Origin of the sequence: Thalassospira sp. (assembly GCF_002709775.1) — a bacterium.
In the GTDB taxonomy this organism is placed as follows: Bacteria; Pseudomonadota; Alphaproteobacteria; order Rhodospirillales; family Thalassospiraceae; genus Thalassospira.
This window is the reverse complement of record NZ_PAQR01000007.1, coordinates 12969-36151: the sequence shown is the minus strand read 5'-3', so window position 1 is coordinate 36151 and position 23183 is coordinate 12969. Positions and strand designations below refer to the sequence as shown.

The 23183-nt window shown below is 54.8% G+C and carries 19 protein-coding genes; 5 read left to right on the top strand and 14 right to left on the bottom strand.

Annotated features, from left to right (window positions below; translation table 11 throughout):
• Positions 1-26: 26 nt before the first annotated feature.
• Positions 27-1268: a phosphoglycerate dehydrogenase gene (gene serA, locus CMO10_RS03295; protein WP_044827482.1), complete on the bottom strand. Its 1242-nt coding sequence runs from the start codon at positions 1266-1268 to the stop codon at positions 27-29.
• A gap of 244 nt (positions 1269-1512) precedes the next feature.
• Here serA and CMO10_RS03290 point away from each other — a divergent pair, with 244 nt between their 5' ends.
• Entirely contained in the window at positions 1513-2673 is a 1161-nt protein-coding gene (locus CMO10_RS03290) for a GNAT family N-acetyltransferase (RefSeq protein ID WP_297018856.1), read from the top strand.
• 78 nt (positions 2674-2751) lie between these two features.
• On the opposite strand, the gene CMO10_RS03285 is transcribed toward CMO10_RS03290, so the two are convergent.
• The 7 genes from CMO10_RS03285 to CMO10_RS03255 form a co-directional block, all read right to left on the bottom strand.
• Positions 2752-4434, bottom strand: a complete 1683-nt coding sequence (locus tag CMO10_RS03285; RefSeq protein ID WP_297018855.1) for a methyl-accepting chemotaxis protein — start codon at positions 4432-4434, stop codon at positions 2752-2754.
• An 11-nt stretch (positions 4435-4445) separates the two neighbouring features.
• Entirely contained in the window at positions 4446-5063 is a 618-nt protein-coding gene (locus CMO10_RS03280; RefSeq protein WP_297018854.1) for a hypothetical protein, read from the bottom strand.
• A 556-nt stretch (positions 5064-5619) separates the two neighbouring features.
• Complete coding sequence (locus CMO10_RS03275) at positions 5620-6162, bottom strand: hypothetical protein (protein WP_297018853.1); 543 nt, start codon at positions 6160-6162, stop codon at positions 5620-5622.
• A gap of 105 nt (positions 6163-6267) precedes the next feature.
• Positions 6268-8586 carry an ATP-dependent Clp protease ATP-binding subunit ClpA gene (clpA, locus tag CMO10_RS03270; protein WP_297018852.1) on the bottom strand — a complete coding sequence of 773 codons (2319 nt, stop codon included), beginning with the start codon at positions 8584-8586 and terminating at the stop codon, positions 6268-6270.
• Positions 8587-8589: 3 nt separating this feature from the next.
• On the bottom strand, positions 8590-8916 hold the full coding sequence (gene clpS, locus CMO10_RS03265) for an ATP-dependent Clp protease adapter ClpS (RefSeq protein WP_008890601.1): 327 nt from the start codon (positions 8914-8916) through the stop codon (positions 8590-8592).
• A gap of 303 nt (positions 8917-9219) precedes the next feature.
• Positions 9220-10503: a phasin family protein gene (locus tag CMO10_RS03260; RefSeq protein ID WP_297018851.1), complete on the bottom strand. Its 1284-nt coding sequence runs from the start codon at positions 10501-10503 to the stop codon at positions 9220-9222.
• Positions 10504-10902: 399 nt separating this feature from the next.
• The gene (locus CMO10_RS03255; RefSeq protein WP_297018850.1) at positions 10903-11652 is read right to left on the bottom strand and encodes a hypothetical protein; all 750 of its coding nucleotides are present in this window, start codon (positions 11650-11652) and stop codon (positions 10903-10905) included.
• A gap of 214 nt (positions 11653-11866) precedes the next feature.
• Here CMO10_RS03255 and CMO10_RS03250 point away from each other — a divergent pair, with 214 nt between their 5' ends.
• Positions 11867-13135: a D-alanyl-D-alanine carboxypeptidase gene (locus CMO10_RS03250; protein WP_044827523.1), complete on the top strand. Its 1269-nt coding sequence runs from the start codon at positions 11867-11869 to the stop codon at positions 13133-13135.
• An 86-nt stretch (positions 13136-13221) separates the two neighbouring features.
• Here the strand turns inward: CMO10_RS03250 and pgmG are convergent, their stop codons facing one another.
• The 6 genes from pgmG to CMO10_RS03220 all read right to left on the bottom strand — a co-directional run bounded on the left by pgmG (position 13222) and on the right by CMO10_RS03220 (position 19560).
• Positions 13222-14637, bottom strand: a complete 1416-nt coding sequence (gene pgmG, locus CMO10_RS03245; protein WP_297018849.1) for a phosphoglucomutase/phosphomannomutase PgmG — start codon at positions 14635-14637, stop codon at positions 13222-13224.
• An 8-nt stretch (positions 14638-14645) separates the two neighbouring features.
• Positions 14646-15962: a UDP-glucose dehydrogenase family protein gene (locus tag CMO10_RS03240; protein ID WP_297018848.1), complete on the bottom strand. Its 1317-nt coding sequence runs from the start codon at positions 15960-15962 to the stop codon at positions 14646-14648.
• A gap of 80 nt (positions 15963-16042) precedes the next feature.
• Complete coding sequence (gene galU / locus CMO10_RS03235) at positions 16043-16930, bottom strand: UTP--glucose-1-phosphate uridylyltransferase GalU (protein ID WP_297018847.1); 888 nt, start codon at positions 16928-16930, stop codon at positions 16043-16045.
• 113 nt (positions 16931-17043) lie between these two features.
• Positions 17044-17871 carry a J domain-containing protein gene (locus tag CMO10_RS03230; protein ID WP_297018846.1) on the bottom strand — a complete coding sequence of 276 codons (828 nt, stop codon included), beginning with the start codon at positions 17869-17871 and terminating at the stop codon, positions 17044-17046.
• A complete protein-coding gene (locus CMO10_RS03225) occupies positions 17871-18593 on the bottom strand; it encodes a VWA domain-containing protein (protein WP_297018845.1) in 723 nt (240 codons plus the stop codon). Before CMO10_RS03225 ends, CMO10_RS03230 begins: the two co-directional genes overlap by 1 nt.
• Before the next feature lie 67 nt (positions 18594-18660).
• Positions 18661-19560, bottom strand: coding sequence for a division plane positioning ATPase MipZ (locus tag CMO10_RS03220; RefSeq protein WP_297018844.1), 900 nt, complete (start codon positions 19558-19560; stop codon positions 18661-18663).
• Between the two features lie 239 nt (positions 19561-19799).
• Between CMO10_RS03220 and CMO10_RS03215 the strand changes: the two genes are divergently transcribed.
• The 3 genes from CMO10_RS03215 to CMO10_RS03205 are packed head-to-tail and all read left to right on the top strand — an operon-like array spanning position 19800 to position 23180.
• Complete coding sequence (locus tag CMO10_RS03215; protein ID WP_297018843.1) at positions 19800-20789, top strand: hypothetical protein; 990 nt, start codon at positions 19800-19802, stop codon at positions 20787-20789.
• A gap of 46 nt (positions 20790-20835) precedes the next feature.
• The gene (locus tag CMO10_RS03210; RefSeq protein WP_297018842.1) at positions 20836-21972 is read left to right on the top strand and encodes an NAD(P)/FAD-dependent oxidoreductase; all 1137 of its coding nucleotides are present in this window, start codon (positions 20836-20838) and stop codon (positions 21970-21972) included.
• 32 nt (positions 21973-22004) lie between these two features.
• Positions 22005-23180, top strand: a complete 1176-nt coding sequence (locus tag CMO10_RS03205) for a hypothetical protein (RefSeq protein WP_297018841.1) — start codon at positions 22005-22007, stop codon at positions 23178-23180.
• Positions 23181-23183 lie beyond the last annotated feature (3 nt).

The following is a 23183-nucleotide window of genomic DNA, read 5'->3' as shown; positions in this document are numbered from 1 at the left end:
TGTATTTCTAAACCGATCTGTTCAGATCAGAACAGGAAGCGGACGCGAAGGGTCCCTTCGATGGCAGACAGTTCCTTGCGAACGCCCTCGCCCGGTTTGATTTCCTTGTCGACTTCGACGACCACATAGCCAACGCCGCCTTCGGAACGCAGATACTGACCGCTGATGTTGATGCCACGACGGGCAAACACATCGTTGATCTTAAGCAGCACGCCCGGAACGTTGCGGTGAATATGCATGAAGCGGGTATGGGTGCGGTCCTTGACCGGAAGCGAGACTTCCGGGAAGTTCACAGCCCCAAGGGTCGAACCGTTATCGGAATAAGTGATCAACTTGTCTGCGACCTCAATCCCGATATTTTCCTGTGCTTCCTGTGTGGAGCCACCGATATGCGGGGTCAGGATAACGTTATCCATGCCACGCAGCGGGCTTTCGAACTGTTCGTCCTTGCCTGCCGGCTCAACCGGGAACACGTCAAGCGCCGCACCGGCCAGATGACCGCTTTCAAGGGCGGCGGCCAGATCGTCGATGACGATGACATTGCCACGTGCGGCATTGATCAGATGCGCGCCCTTTTTCATCTTGGCGATTTCGGCAGCGGTGATCATGTTCTTGGTCTGCTCGTTGGCCGGAACATGCAGGGACACGACGTCAGACTTTTCCAGAAGCTCATCCATCGACGAGCAGGAATTGGCATTGCCCATGGCAAGCTTGTTGACCACGTCAAAGTAAATGACGTTCATGCCAAGCGATTCCGCCAGCACCGAAAGCTGCGAACCGATATGGCCATAACCGATGATGCCCAGCGTCTTGCCGCGCGCCTCATAGGAACCATGGGCGTTTTTCAGCCAGCCACCTTCATGAGCAGCCGCATTGCGCTTCGGGATACCACGCAGCAGCATGATGATCTGACCAAGCACCAGTTCGGCAACCGAACGGGTGTTGGAATACGGCGCGTTGAACACCGGAATGCCGCGCATGGCAGCGGCCTGCAGATCGACCTGGTTGGTGCCGATGCAGAAACAGCCGATCGAGGTCAGCTTGGATGCGGCATCAATGACTTCTTCGGTGAGTTTGGTACGGGAACGAATGCCCAAAAAGTGCGCTTCGGAGACAACGGACTTCAGTTCGTCCGCGTCGAGCGCAGCAGGGTAATGGTCGACATTAGAGTAGCCGGCCTCTTTGAACATCTTTACAGCGTTTTCATGGATACCTTCGAGCAGGACAACCTTGATCTTGTCCTTCTCCAACGAAAGTTTGCTGTTCACGGCGCACCATCCTTTTCTTCGCGAGGGCGACACGGGAAAATCCCCGAGCCGTTTTTCAAACCGTTTAAAATCGGTCTGTGGCACAATGAAATAGGACTTCGCGGCACGTCCGTCAAAGGCTTTCCCTTGCGTAAATACGCATTGCGCCTATCTTCTGAACGCATATACCGGCTAATGCGTATGAAAATCAGGCCCCTTCAACGGGCCGTTGTCACCTTTGGGGCCCCGCTTCGGGGAACTTGCTTTGCCTGTCGAAATCAGAACCGTCACCGATATTCACCAAATCGGCCAACAGAACTGGGACAACTGCGCGGGGTCGGACAACCCGTTCGTCAGTTTTGCCTTTCTTTCGGCCATGGAAGACAGCAGATCGACCACGGCCGAAACAGGCTGGCAGCCCTTCCATCTGGTGGCCGAAGATGAAACAGGTTCCGTCATCGGCATCGTGCCGCTTTATGTCAAAGGCCATTCTTACGGCGAGTATGTTTTTGACTGGGCCTGGGCAGAGGCCTATGAGCGGGCTGGCGGTCGCTATTACCCGAAACTGCAATCAGCAGTCCCCTTTTCACCCGTCCCTGGCCCAAGACTGCTTATCGCCAAGGATCACCCGGATCCCGAAAGCGTGCGCACTGCGCTGATCAATGGCATGACGATCCTGCCTGAAAAGCTTGGCATAGCGACCTTGCATGTGACGTTTTGCAGTGGCGATGAAAGCAGGCAGATGGAACAGGCCGGGTTCCTTGCGCGCACCGGCATGCAATATCACTGGCGCAATCGCGATTATCAGAATTTTGACGATTTCCTTGGCGCGCTTAATTCGCGCAAGCGCAAGAACCTGCGCAAGGAACGCAAACAGGTTCTTGAAGCCGGTTACAGTTTTCAAGCCCTGCGCGGCGATGATCTGAAACCCCATCATTGGGACCGGTTTTATCATTTCTATCGTGATACATCGGATCGCAAATGGGGTCAGGCCTATCTGACGCGTGACTTCTTTGATTTGCTCCATGAGCGCATTCGCGATCGCACAGTTCTGGTCTGCGCGTTTAATGATGGGGAAATGGTGGCCGGTGCACTTAACATGATCGGGTCGGAAACGCTTTATGGCCGTAACTGGGGCACGATTGATCGCACCCCGCTTTTGCATTTCGAGACCTGTTACTATCAGGCCATTGATATCGCGATTGAACATGGCCTTAAAACGGTCGAGGCCGGCGCACAGGGCGAACACAAGATCCAGCGCGGCTACGAACCCGTCATCACCCATTCCGCCCACTTGATTGCAGACCCGGGCCTCAAGCGCGCGGTTGCGCAGTTTCTGAGGCAAGAACGCGACCATATTGATCAGGATCGCGACTATATCCTGTCGGAACACAGTCCCTATCGGCAGGAACAACCGGGCTCGTAACCCGGCCTAAGCCCACATATCCCAAAAAGAAAAGGCGCGGGAAATTCCCGCGCCTTTTGTCATGTTAAGTCTTGTGCGTCAGACCGAACGGACGTCGTTCAGGAAGCCGTTCACGTGGCTGCGAAGCTCATCGTTGGCGGCGGCCAGACGCCCGACACTGTCAAGCTGACCATTGGAAAGATCACCGCTTTCGGTCGTGGCATCAGCAACGTTTTTAACGGCATTGGTGATGGCTACGTTACCGTTGGCAGCCCCTTCGACACTGCGCGAGATTTCCTCGGTCGCAGCGCCCTGCTCTTCAACCGCGCTGGCGACAACCGACATCAGTTCATCAATCTTGGTGATGGTGTCGGCAAAGCCACGCACAGCCTCGGAAGCCGCACCGGTTTCGCTTTGCATCTCGGCAATCTTGGCAGTGATCTGTTCGGTCGCCTTGACGGTCTGGGAAGCAAGGTTTTTCACCTCACCGGCCACCACAGCAAAGCCTTTACCCGCTTCACCCGCACGGGCCGATTCAATGGTTGCGTTCAGTGCCAGCAGGTTGGTCTGGTCGGCAATGTCACTGATCAGGTTGACAACCTCGCCAACGCTTTGCGCAGCATCATTGAGTTTCGAAACGCGTTCGTTGGTACGTTCGGTTTCGCCTACCGCGACCTGGGTGATTTCAGTCACGCGTGCAATCTGCGACGAGATTTCTGAAATCGAGGCCGACAGCTGTGCGGTTGCAGAAGCCACGGTTTCGATGTTGGTCGAAGACTCTTGGGCCTGCTCTGCCACATCCTGGGCATCCTGGTTGGCACGCTGAGCATGGGAAGTCAGCGTTTCAGATGCCGAACGGACATCATTAAGCGCTGCGTTCACGGCTTGCAGAACGTCCTGGATTTTGTCATCAAACCCCTTGGTCAGCGTACCCATGCGCTGGCTACGTTCGACCTGGCGTTTGGCTTCGACTTTTTCCTGCTCAGCCATACGGGCACGTTCACGGGCGTTCTCGCGGAAGACTTCAAGCGATTTCGCCATCGCACCAACTTCATCGGCACGCTTCATATCTAGCGTTTCGATATCAAGGTTACCAGAAGCAAGGTTCCCCATGGCTTCAGTCATTTTACGGATCGGAGTTGCGATCATGCGTGACAAGGTACCACCAAACAGAGCCGCCATCGCGATCAGCAAGACAACCCCGATACCCAGCGGCACCTGGAAGATCAGCATCGCTTGTTCGACATCCGCCTTAACTTCTGCCACCAGCTGATCAATGTTTTTAGCAAGCTCGCCCGCAATCATCGTGACCTGATCGGAAAGTTCCCGCGGCTCGCCAGATGCCTCGATGGCACGGGCGTGGTTGACGGTCAGGTAATGACGCATCAGCTGTGCCTGCTGGGCAGCGATTTCTTCCCAACGATCAATTGCCGCATCCATGTCTTCAATCAATTTAGCTACGGCTGGGCTGATCGATTCATATGTCTTGAGTGCGTCCGTTTCGCTATCAATGCGCTCCAGTGACTCTTCATAGCTGGTCAGACCGGTACGATCACCTGTGGTCAGGAAGTAAACGAGGGCCTGTCGTGCCGAAAGGTAAGCACGATCAAGATCACGGTAATCGCGTTCAAATTCTGACAGATATTCGCGGTCAACATTCGCACTATCGACCTTCATGGTCGCGAAGATGCCAGCACCAGCGACCATCAAAATGACAGCAATCATGATGGCAAAACAGGACATCAGCTTTGCCGGGATAGAGAGGTTTTCAAAGAATTTCATGACTGTTCTCCCTACAGACCGCGACGGCGCGCAAGTTCATTGAGATTGACCTCGATGGTCACGGCACCGATCGGCTGACGGTCCGCATCGCTCATCGTCATGTTGAGCTGCGACAGCCAGGCGTCAGAATTTTCGTTGTATTCGGCTTCATCAATGAAAACCGCATCTGGGCCATTCGGATAGGTGTTCTGGAACTTCGCCTCATCCCCCTGCCAGAAATCCGAGGTGATGGAGCTTTGCCCAACGTTCAGGCCAGCTGCATCCATTACAAAGATTTCGGCATACATCCCGCCAGAGCGTGCCTGTACCTGTGTCAGGTAGCTCGACAGTGGGTTGGTCAGAATTGCTGCCACCAGCGGCTGATCTTCAGCTTCGCGTTCCGCACGCCATTGCTCGTCGGCGGCATCAATCTCGCCCTGTGTCATATCCTTACGGAGCTTGTTCTGCGACGTAATGGAAAGCGCCACAACCGGATTGGCAAGCCATTCGCGGATATCGCGGATGAACTGATCAGTAATGAGCGCGTTGGGATCCCCCGGCAACTCTGCCTTGGCAAATGCGGTATGCGGCACAGCAAGCACTGCTGCTGTCAGCATCCCGGCCAAAGCCACACCACACTTGGACTTCATTCGTTTTACTCCCCTAGTCTATGCCGACGGCGAAGATTGACTATCTATTCGTATAGCACCTTATACAAAGGATATAACGCAAATACAACCTTTTTTAGAATCCTGGGAACTTTGGAGCCGCATGAGACGAGCTTCCACATTTTCTATATGTGGATTGCGTGCGCCAAAACAACAGTGCGATCGGCAGAAACTGGGGAAATGGTGAGCCCGGAAATCAGGCAAGAAAAAAGCGGCGGTATAAGACCGCCGCTGAGTTTGGTTGGGACACGAGCAAACTGCAGAAGATTACGTTGTTCCAGGCGCGATACGCGCCCCTGCAAAGAACAACTGTCCACCCGGAACTAAGCAGGATGTGTGCCAACTTTCGAAAAACCTTTGAAATCGCCGGTTTTCCGGGAAATTTCGGCACATCCCCTTCCGAGTAAAATTACATTAACTCATAATCTTTGCATTTCAAAATGCAAAGATTGCAAAATGCGAACTTCTATTTTCGCAAAATGCAAAAATCTACCTATACTTTAGAGAATTGCGTTATTTGCAAGCAACTTATGGCACACTAACTGGTGCGCTTTTTCTTTCTTGGTTTATTGAAATTCAGCAGTGCCGGCGCCTTCTCGATGATTTCTTCGAGAATATCTTTGGCCGTATCAAGGTCTTCCTTGGCGGAGTCGTCAAGCTGACTGATATAGCGCGGATCGGAGATCATTCGCTCTGCCTCATAGAGGGTACGCAACTCGCTTTGGAACATTTCGCGCGCGCCAAGCGGCAGGTGCTCCTTGGCACTCATGATAAAAAAGAACTTCAGGCTGGTCTTGATGACAAGACGCAGCATCAAGACCTGCAACTTGTGGAACTGCTCTTCAAGCTCTTCTTTCTTGGGATGACTTTCGAGCTTGTTCATCCGCTCCATGATCACAATCGACAACGCCTTGAAGTTATCCACCTCTTCTCGAAACGGGCGATAACCGGTAACATCGGACTTATCGGCGTTCTTATCAAGAACGTCCGCGAGCGAGATCAGCTTACGCGCGCGCAGCTCAAGCCGGGACAGGAACTCCTCGACTTCGTTTCGAAATTTTCTTTGTGCAGCCTGGCTCATGATATTCTGGCGTTCTTGATATGATTGTGCCCGGGAACAGTATTCCCGGGCACCAATCTATACTGCCAATGATTAACAACAACCTGAAAACCGGGAAAGGCGTTTTCAGCCCGCCATTTCCGGGTCTTTCTTCTGCTGTTTCTCGCCGTTTTCATCTTCCGGATAACGGAAGACAACAGCATCGTCTTCGATATCGACCAAGACAGCCCCGCCCTTCGACAGTTTGCCAAACAGCAATTCTTCGGCAAGCGGCTTCTTGACGTGCTCCTGAATGACCCGGCCCAGCGGACGCGCACCGAATGCGACGTCGTAACCGCGCTCCGCCATCCAGGCCCGTGCGGCTTCGGTCAGCTCGATCGAAACGTTACGATCCGCCAGCTGCGCTTCAAGCTGCAGGATGAACTTGTCGACAACCATCTTGACGACTTCCGGCTTCAGGTTGGCGAACGGAATGACCGCATCCAGACGGTTGCGGAATTCCGGCGTGAAGGTGCGTTTGATTGCTTCTTCATCTTCACCGGTGCGCATTTCACGCTTGAAGCCGATCGGCGGTTTGGCCATATCCGATGCGCCGGCATTGGTCGTCATGACCAGTACGACGTTGCGGAAATCAACCGTCTTGCCATTATTGTCAGTCAGTTTGCCGTGGTCCATGACCTGCAGAAGAATATTGAACAGGTCCGGGTGGGCCTTTTCAATTTCATCAAGCAGCACAACCGCGTGCGGATGCTGATCCACGGCATCGGTCAGAAGACCACCCTGATCAAAGCCGACATAGCCCGGCGGCGCACCGATCAGGCGCGACACACTGTGGCGCTCCATATATTCCGACATGTCAAAGCGGATGAACTCGATCCCCATGACGGTTGCCAGCTGTTTGGTGACCTCCGTCTTACCGACACCGGTCGGGCCAGAGAACAGATAGCTACCAATCGGCTTTTCCGGTTCACGAAGGCCTGCGCGCGCAAGCTTGATCGCACTCGCAAGTGCTTCAATCGCACCATCCTGACCAAACACAACGGTTTTAAGGTCGCGCTCCAGATTGGCCAGTGCCTTGCGGTCGTCGGTCGAGACTGATTTTGGTGGGATGCGGGCGATCTTGGCGACGATTTCCTCGACATCACGTTTACCAACCGTGCGCTTACGCTTGCTTGGTGCAACCAGCATGCGCGACGCACCAACCTCGTCAATCACGTCAATCGCACTGTCAGGCCGCTTGCGGTCACTGATGTAACGCGACGCCAACTCAACCGCAGAACGCAGCGCTTCGTTGGTGTATTTGACCTGATGATGCTCCTCGTAATAGGGCTTCAGCCCCTTAAGGATCTTGACGGTATCTGCTTCGGACGGTTCTTCGACATCGATTTTCTGGAAACGACGGACAAGGGCACGGTCCTTTTCAAAATGCCCGCGGAATTCCTTATAGGTCGTCGACCCGATACAACGCAGTGACCCACTTGCCAGCGCAGGCTTGAGCAGGTTGGACGCATCCATTGCGCCGCCTGACGTCGCACCGGCACCGATCACGGTGTGGATTTCATCAATGAACAGAACAGCACCTTCGTACTCTTCAAGCTCCTTGACCACAGCCTTGAGGCGCTCCTCGAAATCACCGCGATAGCGCGTTCCGGCCAGAAGCGCGCCCATATCAAGGGCAAAGATCGTGGCGTTCTCGAGCACCTCGGGCACATCACCATCATTGATCCGGCGCGCAAGCCCCTCGGCGATGGCGGTTTTACCAACGCCCGGATCCCCGACATAAAGCGGGTTGTTTTTGGTACGACGGCACAGGACCTGAATGGTGCGGTCAATCTCGCTCTGGCGGCCGATCAAAGGATCGATCTTGCCGCTCTGCGCCTTGACATTAAGGTTCACACAATAGGCCTTAAGCGCCTCGCCTTCGGCCGGGCCGCTTTCGTCACCTTCTGGCGGCATGCCCGATACCGGCTCTTCGTCGGCACCACGCGGGATGCGACGTTCATTAAGCTCGGTCGCCTTGGCGATGCCGTGTGAAATGTAATTCACCGCATCAAGGCGCGTCATATCCTGCAGTTGCAGATAGTAAACCGCATGCGACTCCCGCTCCGAGAACAGCGCGACCAGCACGTTTGCACCGGTCACTTCTTCGCGGCCGGACGACTGAACGTGGATGGCTGCACGCTGGATCACGCGCTGGAAACCGGCGGTCGGCTTTGGATCTACCAAGCGTGCGCTGATCAGACCGGAAAGTTCGCTATCGGCGAATTCCAGAAGGTCTGACCGCAGGCGATCAATATCAACCCGGCAGGCCTTAAGTACCGCCAGTGCATCCTGATCTTCGGTCAGTGACAACAGAAGATGTTCAAGAGTGGCATATTCGTGCCGGCGCTCCGACGCATATGCGAGCGCACGGTGCAGGCTTTCCTCAAGATTGCGCGATAGCATATGTCACTCCTTCTCTAAGGTACACTGCAGCGGATGCTGATTCTGGCGGGCCAGGTCCATGACCTGGTTAACTTTGGTCTCTGCAATTTCATATGTGAAGACACCGCACACTCCGACACCCTTGCGGTGCACCTGAAGCATGATCTCGGTGGCTTCTTCACGACCTTTTTCGAAAAACCGTTCCAGTACGTGAACGACGAACTCCATCGGCGTGTAGTCGTCATTCAGCAACAGCACCTTGTACATGGACGGCTTTTTCGTCTTGGGCCGTGTCTTTGTTACGATCCCCGTGTTCGGCAGATCAGTGCCGTCATTATCCTGTTCAGTCATCGTCTACTTACCGGAACCCTTATTTCCTGCGTGAACTCCATGATAGGTCATTGCCAAACTCTTTCAAAGTACGCTACGCGGTTCTCACTAGGAATTTATTGTGCATCCGAGTGTTGTTTGTTGTCCATCTTCGATTCATTTAGGCCGCGAATAACGCACTGCAAGATCAAGCAACAAACTTCCTGATTATTGTTGATCCAAAATGGCATGGCAGGAAATCAGGCAAAGAAAAAGCGGGCATGGCCAAAAGCCATACCCGCCCGGAAATTCTGATTGCTGGAATATCCAACATTGTCGCTTGCATCATTTCATCGCGGCATTGGTTGCCTTGCTGATCGCATCCAGACTATCCGAGATGGCAGAAAACATGATTTCCTGCATCTTTTCACCCTCGGCCATACTGCTGGCATAGCAGCGATTGAGGATGCGCGAATGCAGCTCCTGAAGATCGGCAAGGCTTTCGACTTTGGCCAGCTCATCAAGATCATCCTGCGATGCTTCAAATTCCTTCTGCATCCAGCTTGAAAGCTCGGTTCCGATCCCGCCAGTCTTTTCAAACATCGTCATGGTTGCCTGCCAGACTTCCTCGAAACTTTTCTTCTGGGCATCGAGGAGCTCTTCATACTGCGCGGCAACCCGCGACCCTGCCCCGGAAAATACATCGGCCTGACCGGTCATGGTTTCAAAGATTTTACCGAATGCTTCGTTGGCTGCAGAAACACTGTCTTCAAAGGCATCATTGCCAGCGGCAACCATGGCTTCGACCTCGGGGGTTTTCCAAAGCTCGAAATACGGCTCCATGCCGGTGCCATCCATGAACAGCGCGCCAAAGCCAAATACGTCGGCCTGTTTTGGCTCGGCTTTTGGCTTTGCCTCGACCGATTTTGGCGCAACTGCCGGCTTGGCCGGTGTCGACACAGGTGCCGGTTTGGTAGGCGCTGCTGATTGCGGCGCGGCCTCCTTTCCAGCAAGCTTGGCTGGTGCTGATGCCTTTGGCGCGGGTGCTGATTTGGTTGCGGCACTTGCCGGGGCAGCAGCGGCCTTTTTCGGGGCTGCTTTGGCGGTTGCCTTTGCAGCGGTTGTTTTTTTCGGGGCGGAAGAAGCGGCCGACTTGCTCGTTGCCGCAGATTTGCTTTTCGTGCTCACGGTACTGGCCTTTTCAGTTTTGGTGGATGGTACGGGCGCTGTCGATTTTGCTGCCGGCGTACTTTTCGCAGCAGGTCGCGCGGCCCCGGTGGTTGCAACAGGTGACTTCTCATAGGGTTTCGATGTCTTCGGCGCTGGCGAAGAGGCAGGTGCCTTGGATGCAGGCTGGGGTTTTACAGGAGCAGCAGCACTCCCGACCACCTCTTCAGACGGGCCGGATTGCGCACTTTTGGTACTCGGCGCACTCGATGGCTTTGCCTTCGCAGCCGCTTCGTCCTTAATAGGTTCGGGTGCTGCACTAACTGGCGCAGCCGAACTCTCCGGCGCTTTAGCTGCGGCAACTTCGGACATTGCCGAAGGAGTCTCTTGAGTCTCCGACGCCATTTTTTCATCAGCGCCAGATACCTTCTGGGCAGCAGCTTCGATCTCGGAAGATGTCATCACCCTGCGCTTGGCAGGTGTGCTTCCCACTGCGGGCGCTGTCGATTTGGGCGACGCTTTGGAAACCGGCTTCGTTGCAGTTTTCCCGGATGTTTTCTTCCTGGAATCAGCCATTGCCTCGACCTCCTGATCGCCGGGATATCCACCCCGGATCAATGTTGCATTGCAACATAACCCTAGATGGAAATACCCCGCCTCGTCAAGCACAGTTTAGTGACATTTCGGACACAAACCGAGGTTCAGGATAGATGAAAACGCCAGAAGTCCGGGATAAACTTCAAAATGACTTATTGAACAAGGCACTAGCAAAAGCCATCGCTGCATTGCAGCAATTTGACATCGTGAAACAGCAGCAGGTGCCTTACATGCTGCCGTTCCAATCTTTTGGTCCGCACCGCCTTAGCGAAGCATGTTTCCACGCACGGTGCGGTAGAAATCACGAGAGTCGTTATTCTGAACGTAGTGCAATTGCGCTGCCCCCTGGGACCGCGCATTTTCAACGGCAGGCGGTTCAGGCAATTCGCGCTCCACGGATGACAGGTTTGCCAAAACATCCGGGAAATCAAGCGCATGCATGTCATCAACACCCGATGCCCAGGCTGCCAGCGTTATGTTGCTCGAAGAACATCCGATTGCCACCCAGTAATAGTCATCGGAATAAAGACGCAAACCATCACGGCTTTGGGTCCCGAAGCCTTCGGCCTGCAGAGCATCGGTGATGGCGAGGTAGGATGCGCGATCAATCCGGTCGACCGCCTCTTCCCCGCCAAAGGCGCCAAGCGGCGCATTCAGCTCAACATTGATATCCTTGACCTGAAGCGGGCCGAACACGCGCGTGGTCAGGTTGAATTGTTCGTTACCGGGATAGGGCGTCAGCTCAAAGACACGGACTTCCTTGTAGTAGTCCGCATTGTAAATGATGCGGATTTGACCATCCGCAGTTCCCGCCGAACAGGCCTGACGCAGATCATCGGCATTCAGATACGAGAACCAGGACGCCTTGCGCACAAGCGGATTACTGACATCACTTGTCTGGGTAAAGGTGCAGCCGCCAAGCCCGGCAATCACAAGTGCTGCGATCCCTGCCCTAGCCCAATTGGCACGGGTCGTTGCGCTACGGGTGTGAACTGAAACCCTCTTTTCAAACATTCGATCCTCGATTTTTTACCGATCTGGAGATATAAAATGTACTTTCGCGTATAAAAATGGCCATCTCAAGGCCCGAGTGACGACCGTCAAATTTTGATGCTCTTAAACATTTGTTTAAGGCTGGGATGAGACAGTGAACTTATTTAGTTCTTGGGGAAACCTCAAAGCCGAGCCCGATATAATGCGTTTAATGACCCTTGCCGGGCCAAATGCAATGGCCAAAGCTCAGTCCGCCGCACGCACGCTCTGCATGCGTGGCCTTGTTCCTGTGCTTTTGTGTCTGGTCGCAATCATCTCAGTCACGGTTCTTTCGCCGTCCGCTGCTCTTGCGCGGACCTATACGGCGATGATCATTGATGGCGATACTGGCGAAACGCTGCATGAATACCGCCCGGATCATAAGGTCTATCCGGCATCCCTGACCAAAATCATGACCCTTTATATGGTCTTTGATGCACTCGAACACGGCAAGGTGTCGCTTTCGACTCGCATGAAGGTTTCCAAACGCGCCTGGGGTCAGGCCCCGTCCAAACTGGGCCTTAAGGCCGGTGAGACCATTTCGGTCAAGGACGCGATCCTGGCACTGGTAACCAAATCCGCCAATGACATCGCCGTTGTTGTTGCCGAGCATCTTGGCGGTACGGAAATCAAGTTTGCCCAGATGATGACATCCGAGGCGCGCCGCCTTGGCATGACGCGCACCACGTTCCGCAATGCGTCGGGCCTGCCGAACCGCGGGCAGATGACCACCGCGCGCGACATGATCAAACTGGCCGTGGCGCTTCGCAAGAATTACGGCAGCTACTATCATTACTTTGCCACCCAGAAGTTCCGCTTTGGCAACCGTACCTATGGCAACCACAACAACCTTCTGGCGTCCTACTATGGCACCGACGGGATCAAGACCGGCTATATCAATGCATCGGGCTTTAACCTTGTCGCGTCGGTCAATCGCAATGGCAAACGCCTGATCGGTGTTGTCTTTGGCGGACGTACCGCGCGTACCCGCGATGATCAGATGAAAAAGCTTCTTGATCAGGCCTATGTCAAACTGACCAAAGAAGGCGAGATCGTTGTTCCGCGTCCGCGCATCAGCCCGGAAGACAAGATCCTGCCGGCTGACGCCCAGTTGCTGATTGCCAAACGCAATACGCTGCGCGAAGCCGAACAGCCGGGCCGCATTGATACGCAAACGGTCGTAACCCGACTGAAACCCGAAACCGATGCAGGTTGGGGCATTCAGGTTGGCGCGTTTAGCGACCAGCGCCGTGCACAGGAAGCGGTCCTTGCCGCTGCGCGCACTGCACCCGATGTCCTGCGCCTGACCCGTGCCGCCGTCGAACAGCAGTCCAGTGGCACCGGCATCGTCTATCGCGCCCGCCTGCTGGGCTTTGATGGCGAGACCGAGGCACGCGCAGCCTGCGCTGCACTCAAGCGCGAGAACGTCGCTTGCATCCCGGTAAACGCGGGTGACGCCGGCTAACCAGCCCGCACCACAAACAAAGACACAAAAAAGCCCGTCAGAGTGTTCTGACGGGCTTTTTCAGTTTTGGCGTTATCGCTTGAGACTTAGTGTCCGCCACCCGGAGCAAAGAAGTCGTCCGAAGACAACCCGCTTTTCACCAGCTGATCGGTCACCTGCCCCTTAAGGCGCTCCAGGCCGGCTTCATCAGCTGCTTCACAACGGGCCACAATGGCGGGCTGGGTGTTGGATGCACGCAGCAGCCACCAACCGTCTTCGGTGCTGACACGTACGCCATCAATTCCACTAACTTCGGCACCGGCTTCGGCCAGGCGTGCACGCACTTCCTCGATCAGGGCGAACTTGCGATCATCCGGGCAGTCAATGCGGGTTTCCGGCGTATTGACGGCAACCGGCATCGCGGCACGCCATTCGGCAAGGCTTTTGCCACTTTGCACCAGAATGCGATAAAGGCGCACGGCCGCATAGGTTGCATCGTCATAGCCATAATAGCGTTCGGCAAAGAAGATGTGGCCGCTCATTTCGCCGGCGATCGGTGCCTTTTCCTCGATCATTTTGGTTTTGATCAGGGAATGTCCGGTTTTCCACATGATGGCCTTGCCGCCGATCCGGTTGACCTCGTCAAACAGGGTCTGGCTGGCCTTCACATCGGCAATGATGGCAGCCCCCGGCTGACGCTGCAGAACATCTGCGGCATAGATCTGAAGCAGCTGATCGCCCCAAAGCACGTTGCCCTTGCCATCAATCACACCAATCCGGTCGCCATCACCGTCAAAGGCGACACCCCAGTCGGCATTGTGTTTGGCAACAGCAGCCTTGAGATCAACCAGGTTGGCTTCAACCGTCGGATCGGGATGGTGGTTCGGGAAGTTGCCGTCGATATCATCAAACAGCAGATGATGCGTCCCCGGCAGCTTTGCCGTCAGCTTGCGCACAACATCACCGGCAGAACCATTGCCGCAATCCCAGACAATGGTCATCGGATTGGGCACATCACAATCAAGTTCGGCCAGAAGACGCTCAACAAAGCGATCTTCGATCTCGATATCGGATGCACTGCCCTGCCCGGTTTCAAAATCACCGGCAGCGGCAATTTTGCCAAGCTCCTGAATGGCGTCGCCAAACACGGACTTGCCAGCATTGAGCATCTTGAAGCCGTTGTAGTTTGACGGGTTGTGCGAACCGGTAACCATGATGCCCGCATCGGTCTTTTGATCATAAACCGTGAAATAAAGCATCGGGGTCGGACCGCGGCCAATGCGCACGACGTCACAACCGGTCGAAAGAATGCCTTCTGCAAGCGCTGCAGCCAGCTCTGGCGAGCTCAGACGACCATCACGCCCCAAGGCGACACGCTTACCACCGGATCTGCGCACTATGGTGCCGAATGCCTTGCCCAGCGCGTTGGCATCATCGGGATGCAAGGTTTCGCCCACAACGCCACGCACGTCATATTCGCGCAAAACAGAGCTATCAAACTTGTGTCCGGCAGAATTCGTCATGATTTGGATTAGCCTCCGATAGATGCACGACCAACACAGGAATAGCTGAAACCGTTTTCAGCCATCTCGGTCGGGTCATAAACGTTACGCAGATCAACAACGATCGGGTGTTTGAGTCCGTCCTTGATACGATCAAGGTCCATACCGCGGAACTCGTTCCACTCGGTCAGGACAACCATCGCATCCGCACCCTCGACCGTCTCATAGGCGTTGTCGCAATAAGAAATGCCATCGAGAAGCTTCTTGGCTTCTTCCATGGCTTCGGGGTCATAGGCCTTTACGCTTGCACCTGCCGCGATCAGGGCGGGCACGATATCAAGGCTTGGCGCATCACGCATGTCATCGGTGTTGGGTTTAAAGGCAAGCCCCAGAATACCGATGGTCTTGCCCGCAACAGAACCGCCACAAGCCGAAATCACGCGATCTGCCATTGCCTTTTTGCGCTTGGCATTCACATCAACAACCGTCTCGATGATGCGAAGCGGGCTGTCATATTCCTGGGCCGTACGCACCAATGCCAAGGTGTCTTTCGGGAAGCAGGACCCGCCATAACCAGGCCCTGGATGCAGGAATTTTTTGCCAATACGGCCGTCAAGACCGATACCGCGTGCGACGTCATGCACATCCGCCCCGACTTTTTCGCAGAGATCGGCAATTTCGTTGATGAAGGTGATCTTGGCTGCAAGGAAGGTGTTGGCCGCGTATTTGATCATTTCCGAGGTTTCACGGGTTGTGAACACAATCGGCGTTTCAATGATGTATAGCGGACGATAGAGATCAGACATAACCTCGCGCGCCCGTTCATCACTGGTGCCGATCACGACCCGATCGGGGCGCATGAAATCGCCAATCGCCGAACCTTCGCGCAGGAATTCCGGGTTTGAGACCACCGCAAATTCGGCATCCGGACGTTTTTCACGAATGATGCGTTCCACTTCGCGGCCCGTGCCGACCGGCACCGTCGATTTGGTCACGATAACCGTGAAACCATCCATGGCTTCGGCGATTTCTTCTGCAGCGGCATAGACATAGCTCAGATCGGCATGGCCATCGCCACGACGGGTCGGGGTGCCGACGGCAATAAAGACAGCGTCCGCGTCCTTGACCCCTTCCTTGAGGCTGGTGGTGAAGGTCAGTCGACCTGCCTTGACGTTGTTTTCAACCAGAACATCCAAACCGGGCTCGTAGATTGGCATGATACCGTCTTCGAGACGGGCGATTTTTTCCACATCCTTGTCGACACAAACGACGTCCGTACCGAATTCGGAAAAACAGGCACCGGAAACAAGACCAACATATCCGGTCCCGATCATAGCTACGCGCATGGAGGTTCTATCCTGCTAAGTAAGTCCCGACCGAAACAATTCATCATTCTGTTCCGGTCGGTCAAAGTTGACATAAATGGTTATTGCGCTGCTTCGCCATCAGCGAATTCGTGAATAAGCTGACGAACATCGTCACGCATATCTTCACGAGCAAGAGCAAATGACATGGTGGCTTTCAGGAAGCCGATCTTGTTGCCGCAATCGAAACGGCGGCCTTCAAAGTTGTAACCATAGAACGGCACATGACCAATCATGGCCGCCAATGCATCGGTAAGCTGGATTTCATTACCAGCACCACGCGGAATGTTTTCAAGCACATCGAAGATGCCCGGATCAAGGATGTAGCGCCCAATGGCCGAAAGGGTTGACGGCGCTTCTTCAGGCTTGGGTTTTTCAACCATGCCGCATGCGCTGACAAGGCGACCATTGGTGCCTTCGATTTCAAGAACACCATAACGGTGCACTTCCTCGCGCGGGACATCCATCACGGCAACCATGTTGCCACCAGTGCGGCCATAACTATCAACCATCTGCTTCATGCAGGGGACTTTTGACTGGATAAGGTCATCAGCCAGTAGCACGACAAACGGCTCATCGCCAACCAGCGACTTGGCGCACAAAACAGCATGACCAAGCCCCAGCGGGTTGCCCTGACGGGTGTAGGTTACGCGACCATTTTCCGGAATCATTTCAAGTGCCTTGGAAAGCGCGTCTTCCTTGCCGCGCTCTTTCAGGATGGCTTCAAGTTCTGCGGAACGGTCAAAGTGGTCCTCAATCGCGGTTTTTCCACGACCGGTAACAAAAATGAATTCTTCAATGCCTGCGGCAATGGCTTCTTCGACAGCGTATTGAATAAGCGGCTTGTCAACGACCGGCAGCATTTCTTTTGGCATCGCCTTGGTGGCGGGCAAAAAGCGGGTTCCCATACCTGCAACCGGGAAAACTGCCTTCTTGATTCTTTTTGACATTCAATAGGTTCCTTTTTCAACCGCTGCACGCCAGTCCATGTCGGAATTGCCTGCATATATGCTTCTGCCACATTTCCAGAACACGGATCAAGCAAGCGCACGTATTATTGACGCTAATCTTTACATAGCCGTAACAAAAGGCTTCGCGCGGCATTGATCTTTGAGGCCAGATAGTCCGATCCACCATGATCGGGATGGACAGCCTTGATCTGCTTTTTATAGGCCCGGTTGATTTCCGCGCGGGTGGCGTTTTCACCAACACCAAGGATTTTCCGGGCCTCATCAGCCGTCATGCCTGACGCGCTTGAACTCCTTTCGCCATCACGGCCTTGCTCGTTATAGTTGCGGTCGTTTCCTCCGTTTTGTGCTCCGTCTTCGCCGTGATCACTCTGGCGCCAGCTTTGCCATCCCGCACAATCGGGACGACGGTCAAGATAGGCCTCCAGAACCGCCCGGCTTTGGTCGGTTGCACTGCAACAGTCAACATAAAGCGACTGCAAGTCGTCAAGTCCCAAGCTGTCAAGATTGGCCCCTTCATAGGGGCCGCTGACAACACCACCACGCATTTGCCCGGTTTCAAGATCAAGCATCATATGCAGAAATTCAGTGCGAATTTCCGAACTTGATCCCGCACCGGCCGTGCGGGTGCCAAAACCTCCCGGTTGGGCACGTTTTCGCGTTGATGCAAAGATCCTGCGCAAAACTGGCCACAGGAATCCAAGCTTCAACATGCGCACCAAAAACGGCACCATCGCCGCCAAAGCTGCACCCATCGCGGCAATTTTGCCGGTGAGCAACAACCAACCGGCAAGCATGATCAACACCAAGATGATCAGAAATAAGACAATTTTGCGGATTTCTTTGGGCTCGGCCTCTGTCATCCATCGGATAAAGAACCCGACACCGACGAATGCGGCGATGCCAATCAACAACCACTGCATCAACGCGGCTTTCGCAATTGGTGACCAAGCCTGAGAACTTCCTCGGACCCGGTTTTCTTTTGATAGATCGAAAGACCTTCCTGCCCGCCGACGGCGTAACTTGCCACAGCGCCAAGCAAATCGCGAAGTTTGCCAGCCGCACTGGCATCAAACTGCATGAAGGCGCCGCCGGTTATGCGGGCAATCTCGCCAAAGGCAAATGCCGCGTCCCTGTCATGGCCCTCCTGAAACATGAATGCCTTAACCCCCTTGAGCGCCAGTTTGCCGGCGATCGGGGCCAAATGATCAGGGTTTTCTTCGATACAGTCGCCGACATAAATCAAGGCATCGATCTTCTTATCGCCCGCTTCCCGTTCGACATGGGCCAGTACCCGTTCGATCTGGGTATGCCCGGCACGACAGGTCACCTTGGTGATATAATCGCGAAAGGATTTGGCATTGCGACACCAACCGCTTGATTTGCATTCGGAAAGCCCGCGAAAGAACACAAGCTGCACATCAAGGGCACCAACGCCGTCAACCGCATCAAACATCTCGGCCTGAATTACGGCGGCATGATCCCAACTGGGTTGGCGGCTGGCGGTTGCGTCCATGGCAAAGATCAGGCGTCCTTGCGCAGGCCCCGACGACGGTGCATGCACCGCAAGTTCGCGCGCCTTGCCAAGGAAGTCTGCCACTTCCTTGGCCCCGGATGTCTCTGCAGTGATATCTTTGCGCGTCAAGGAGCCCTGCCTGTTTCATATTCCGGTTGGACAATTTCATGTCCCACAAGATATAGGCCGGATGCCGTCAGATCGGCAACTCCTCGCCATCGGCTGGTTTGAAGCCGATCACTTCCAGAAGCGATCTGACTTCCTGACGGGCCGCCATATGCGACATGCTCATCGGGATGCCAACGCCCTTTTCACGTAGATCGAGAAGCGTCAGCCCCTTGAGGAACAATTCACGGTAAATCACGCGTTCGCCAAAGCCAGGTGCCTGACGGAACCGGATGCGATCCGCAAGCTTTTCAACGATTTCGGCAATATCACGTTTGTTACGCGCATCAAGGTGCGACAGGCGGTTGCGCATCACAATCCAGTCAATCGTGCCGCCATCAATGGCCGCACGGCGCTTGCGCGCATCCCAAACCATCTCGGCATAGATGCTCGGCCCCTTGATCGACAGGTTATCCGGATCAATGCGGGCCAGCATATCAAGATCAATGAAGCTGTCATTGATCGGGGTGATCAGGGTATCGGCACAGGCATGCGCCAGGCGCGACAGGTAATTGTCACTCCCCGGACAATCCATGACGATGAAATTGCAACTGATCACCATTTCGCCAAGGGCGGTGGTAAAGCGTTCGCGCTCATCGAGCTTGGCTTCGTTGCCATCAGACAATTCGCTGCGATAGATCGGGCGGTGTTCGGGCACCGGAAGTTTCAGTCCCTTTTTTTCGTTAAAGGCGATCCGGTTTTCGACATAGCGTGTCAGCGTTCCCTGACGGGCGTCGATATCAAGCGAGCCGACCTTAAATCCCATCTTCATCAGGGAAACGATCAAATGCATCGCGGTCGTCGATTTGCCCGACCCGCCCTTCTCATTGCCGATCACGATTACATGGGCGCGATTGGACGGCGGCTGCTTGTCCGTTGCCGTCTGCTGGCCCGCGCTGTCCCCGTCTGCGCCGGTCTGTTGCACCGTCATGATAATATGCTCCGTATCTTCAGGCTTATTGTCTTCGTCCCCAAGGCCAATCTCCCCAATGAGCCCGTTTAACCCTAAAAATCAAGGTAAAAGCGATCTGACTCACATCGTACAAGCGACTGAACCCTAGCCAATCTAGATGCACAAAGGTAAACATAAGAGTAGCGCAACGCAAAAATGCGCCTGAAAACAAACTGAAAGGACGCAATGTGAAGTATCGGGCGGCTTTGATCGGCAGCATGTTTGCAAGCCTTCTGGTGGCAACGCCCCAGATCGCACTTGCACAGCAAACCGGCGGGTTCGAACAAATCCCGCAAGACCAGAGCCCGGTTCTGTTTGCAACAAACACCGACGGCCAGAACAGCTTCCTGCGTCAATATCGCGATAACAGCACGGTTTTTGTCGGGCGCTGGTATGCGCAGCAATCGGTGAGCGAATCACCAGCTGCCGCAAGCGACCTTTACCTTGAAACCGTTTATACGACATCTGCCCCCGGTTTTCGCTTCAGCACCGCCATGGCGTCCGAGCAGCTGCTTGATATGTTCGATAACCTGAAGGGGCGCAGCAGCCTGAATGGTGCGAACTTCGTGCAGGAAACCCGATACGGTGCGATTGCGCTGTCGCCCTTTACCCGCAATGGGTCGCAATGCGTATCCTTTGTCGGGCAGTGGGACCCGCAAACACCAGCCCAACGCGGCAGCCGCCTTCTGGGGTATTACTGCACCCCGACACAGGCTCAGGCGACAAGTGGTACCAGTGCGCCCCTGAACGGCCTGCCGATGATTGATGCGCAGGAATTTGCAGCCGGGTTCTTTGGCCGTCTTACCCTTGAATTGCCGGAAAATTCCGCGATTGCAGCGGCCGTTGCCGGACCGGTCGATGACACCGCCCTTCGGCAGCCCGAAGGCGAAACCACACCGCCGCCGATTGATGGCATTGATATCATCACCAATTGGCAATCGGTGCGCGGCACCGGCAAGCTTCGCTTTGATCAGCCATCGGGTGAAGGCACGATGATCCTTGATGATGATAGCCGTCATTGCGAAGGCATCTGGCGCCATGAAGGCGGCGCGTATCAAAGCGACACGCTGCCCTTTGGCAGCTGGTATGTCTATTGTAACGACAGCAGCTTTGCGCGCGGCCATTACACCAGCGAATCCCCCGCAATTGTCACCGGCAACGGCAAGGACAATCAGGGGCAGGCTGTCTATTTCCGCCAAGCCAATTAGAACCTGACCAACGTTTCCCCACATCCCAACCAAGACATTAGTGATCATGACTGCAGATATTCAACCCATCGTCATCGGTGCCGGCGTCGCCGGACTGGCATGTGCCCGTTCTCTTGCACGCACGGGGCGCGAAGTCCTGATTATTGAGCAGCATGATGCAATTGGCACCGAGACCAGCGCACGCAACAGCGAAGTCATCCATGCCGGAATCTATTATCCGAAAGGCAGCCTGAAGGCCGAGCTTTGCGTTGCCGGGCGCGAGATGCTGTATCGCTATTGTGCGGAAAACGGCATCGAACACAGACGCACCGGCAAGCTGATCGTCGCCACCGCCGAAGACCAAATGACCGCACTGGCCGGAATCAAGGAAAAGGCCGCGGAAAACGGCGTGAATGATCTGGTCTGGATCTCTCGCGAAGAGGCCCTTGAACGCGAACCGGCCCTGCATTGCGTTGGCGCACTCGAAAGCCCGTCGACCGGCATTGTCGATAGCCACCAGCTGATGGTCACCCTGCTTGGTGAGGCGGAAAACAACGGTGCGACCCTTGCAATCAACACCAAGGTCACCTCTGTCAGCTTTGAAAACGGGCTTTATACCGTCAGCACCACCGATGCCGATGGCGAGGAAATGAGCCTGACCTGCGCGGAACTGATCGTTGCTGGCGGCCTGCACACCCAGACATTGGGCCACAATTTTGCCGGGCTACCGCCCGCAACCGTTCCGCCACAGCATTATGCACGTGGCTGTTATTTCACACTGTCGGGCAAGGCACCGTTTTCCACCCTGATTTATCCGGCACCGGAACAGGCCGGTCTTGGCATCCACCTGACCCTTGATATGGGCGGTCAGGCGCGCTTTGGTCCGGATGTCACCTGGGTGGATGCGCCGAACTATGATGTGCCCGAAGAACGCCGGGCCGCCTTTGCCGAAGCCATTCGCAAATATTACCCCAACCTTGATGAGAGCGCCCTTCAAACCGGCTATGCCGGGGTGCGCCCGAAAATTCAGGCACCGGGAGAAGCTGCACGCGACTTCATGATTGCCGATGAAAAACAGCACGGGCTTAATGGTCTTGTAATGCTCTATGGTATTGAATCACCGGGTCTTACTGCATCGCTTGCGATTGGCAACCGGGTGACCGAGCTGATCACAACTCAAGGCAACATGCAGGCAGCATCATAATATCGCCAATATAATCAGCGATGGATAAAGGCATGGCCAAGCAACGTCACAGCAAGTCACGGCAGATCCAACCGACGCCAAACACGTCAGGCGGGCAAGCCGCGCCTAAATCCATGTCGCGCCGAAACTTCCTTGGTACAGGTGCTGCCGGACTTGGCGGTGCATTGCTGGCGAGCTCCCCGCTTGGTGCCTTTGCACAGGAACTCGAACCCTTTATCCCGGCCCCCAATAGCCTGAGCAGCGGTCGCGGGCTTGGCACCGACACCGGCAAACCGGAAAAAGATTTCATCGAGGAAATGCGCGATTACGTCATCGCGATCAGTCGTTGGGCAAAAAGCTATCGCAGTGATTTTTCGATCATTGCCATGAACGGGCTTGAGCTGACTGAATTCCTTGAAAAAACCCTGTTTGCCACCCGTGGCGTTGCCGAGCCGGCACGCAACTATCTGCGTGCGCTTGATGCCATCATGGTCGAAGCCCCGTTTTACGGTTTCGATAAATACGGCGAAGCGACCAACGCTGAAGAAACCAAATATATCCTTGGCTATCTGGAGCGGCTCAAGCTCGAGGGACTGCAATATATCGCTGTCGACTACACCGAAAACCGGGCCGACATGGACAAGGCACGCGCGCAGCTTAGAGGGCTTGATGCGCTTTATTATGCCGCCCCGCCGCCCGGCATGCAGCTTTCATCGTTGGCAAAAGTGCCCAGCACGCCGTTTGGTTCCAACCCGCATGTGATCGATAACATCCGGCAGGCCAAAAACTATGCCTTGGTGCTTGATAGTTCGCCCTATGGCACCAAGGATGCCTATGTCGATGCGCTGGTTGCGACTAACTATGACACGCTGATCTTTGATCCGTTCCATCGCGGCACCATTCCTCTGACCTATGATGATATGAAACGGCTGCGCTACAAGCAAACCGGCACACCACGCACGCTGATTTCATACCTCAATATCGCAACGGCTGAGACCTATCGCTATTACTGGCAAAGCGGATGGCGCGCAGGTAGCCCCGATTTCATTAGTGAAGGCAACCTGATGGCCCGCTGGGGTCAGGAAAACCACGTCCATTACTGGACCCGCGAATGGCAAAGAATCATCTTTGGCAGCGAGAACAGCTATCTTGGCAACATCATGAAGCTTGGCTTTGATGGGGTTCTGATGGCGGGCATTGATGAATATGCCTGGTGGCTGGATTACTAAATC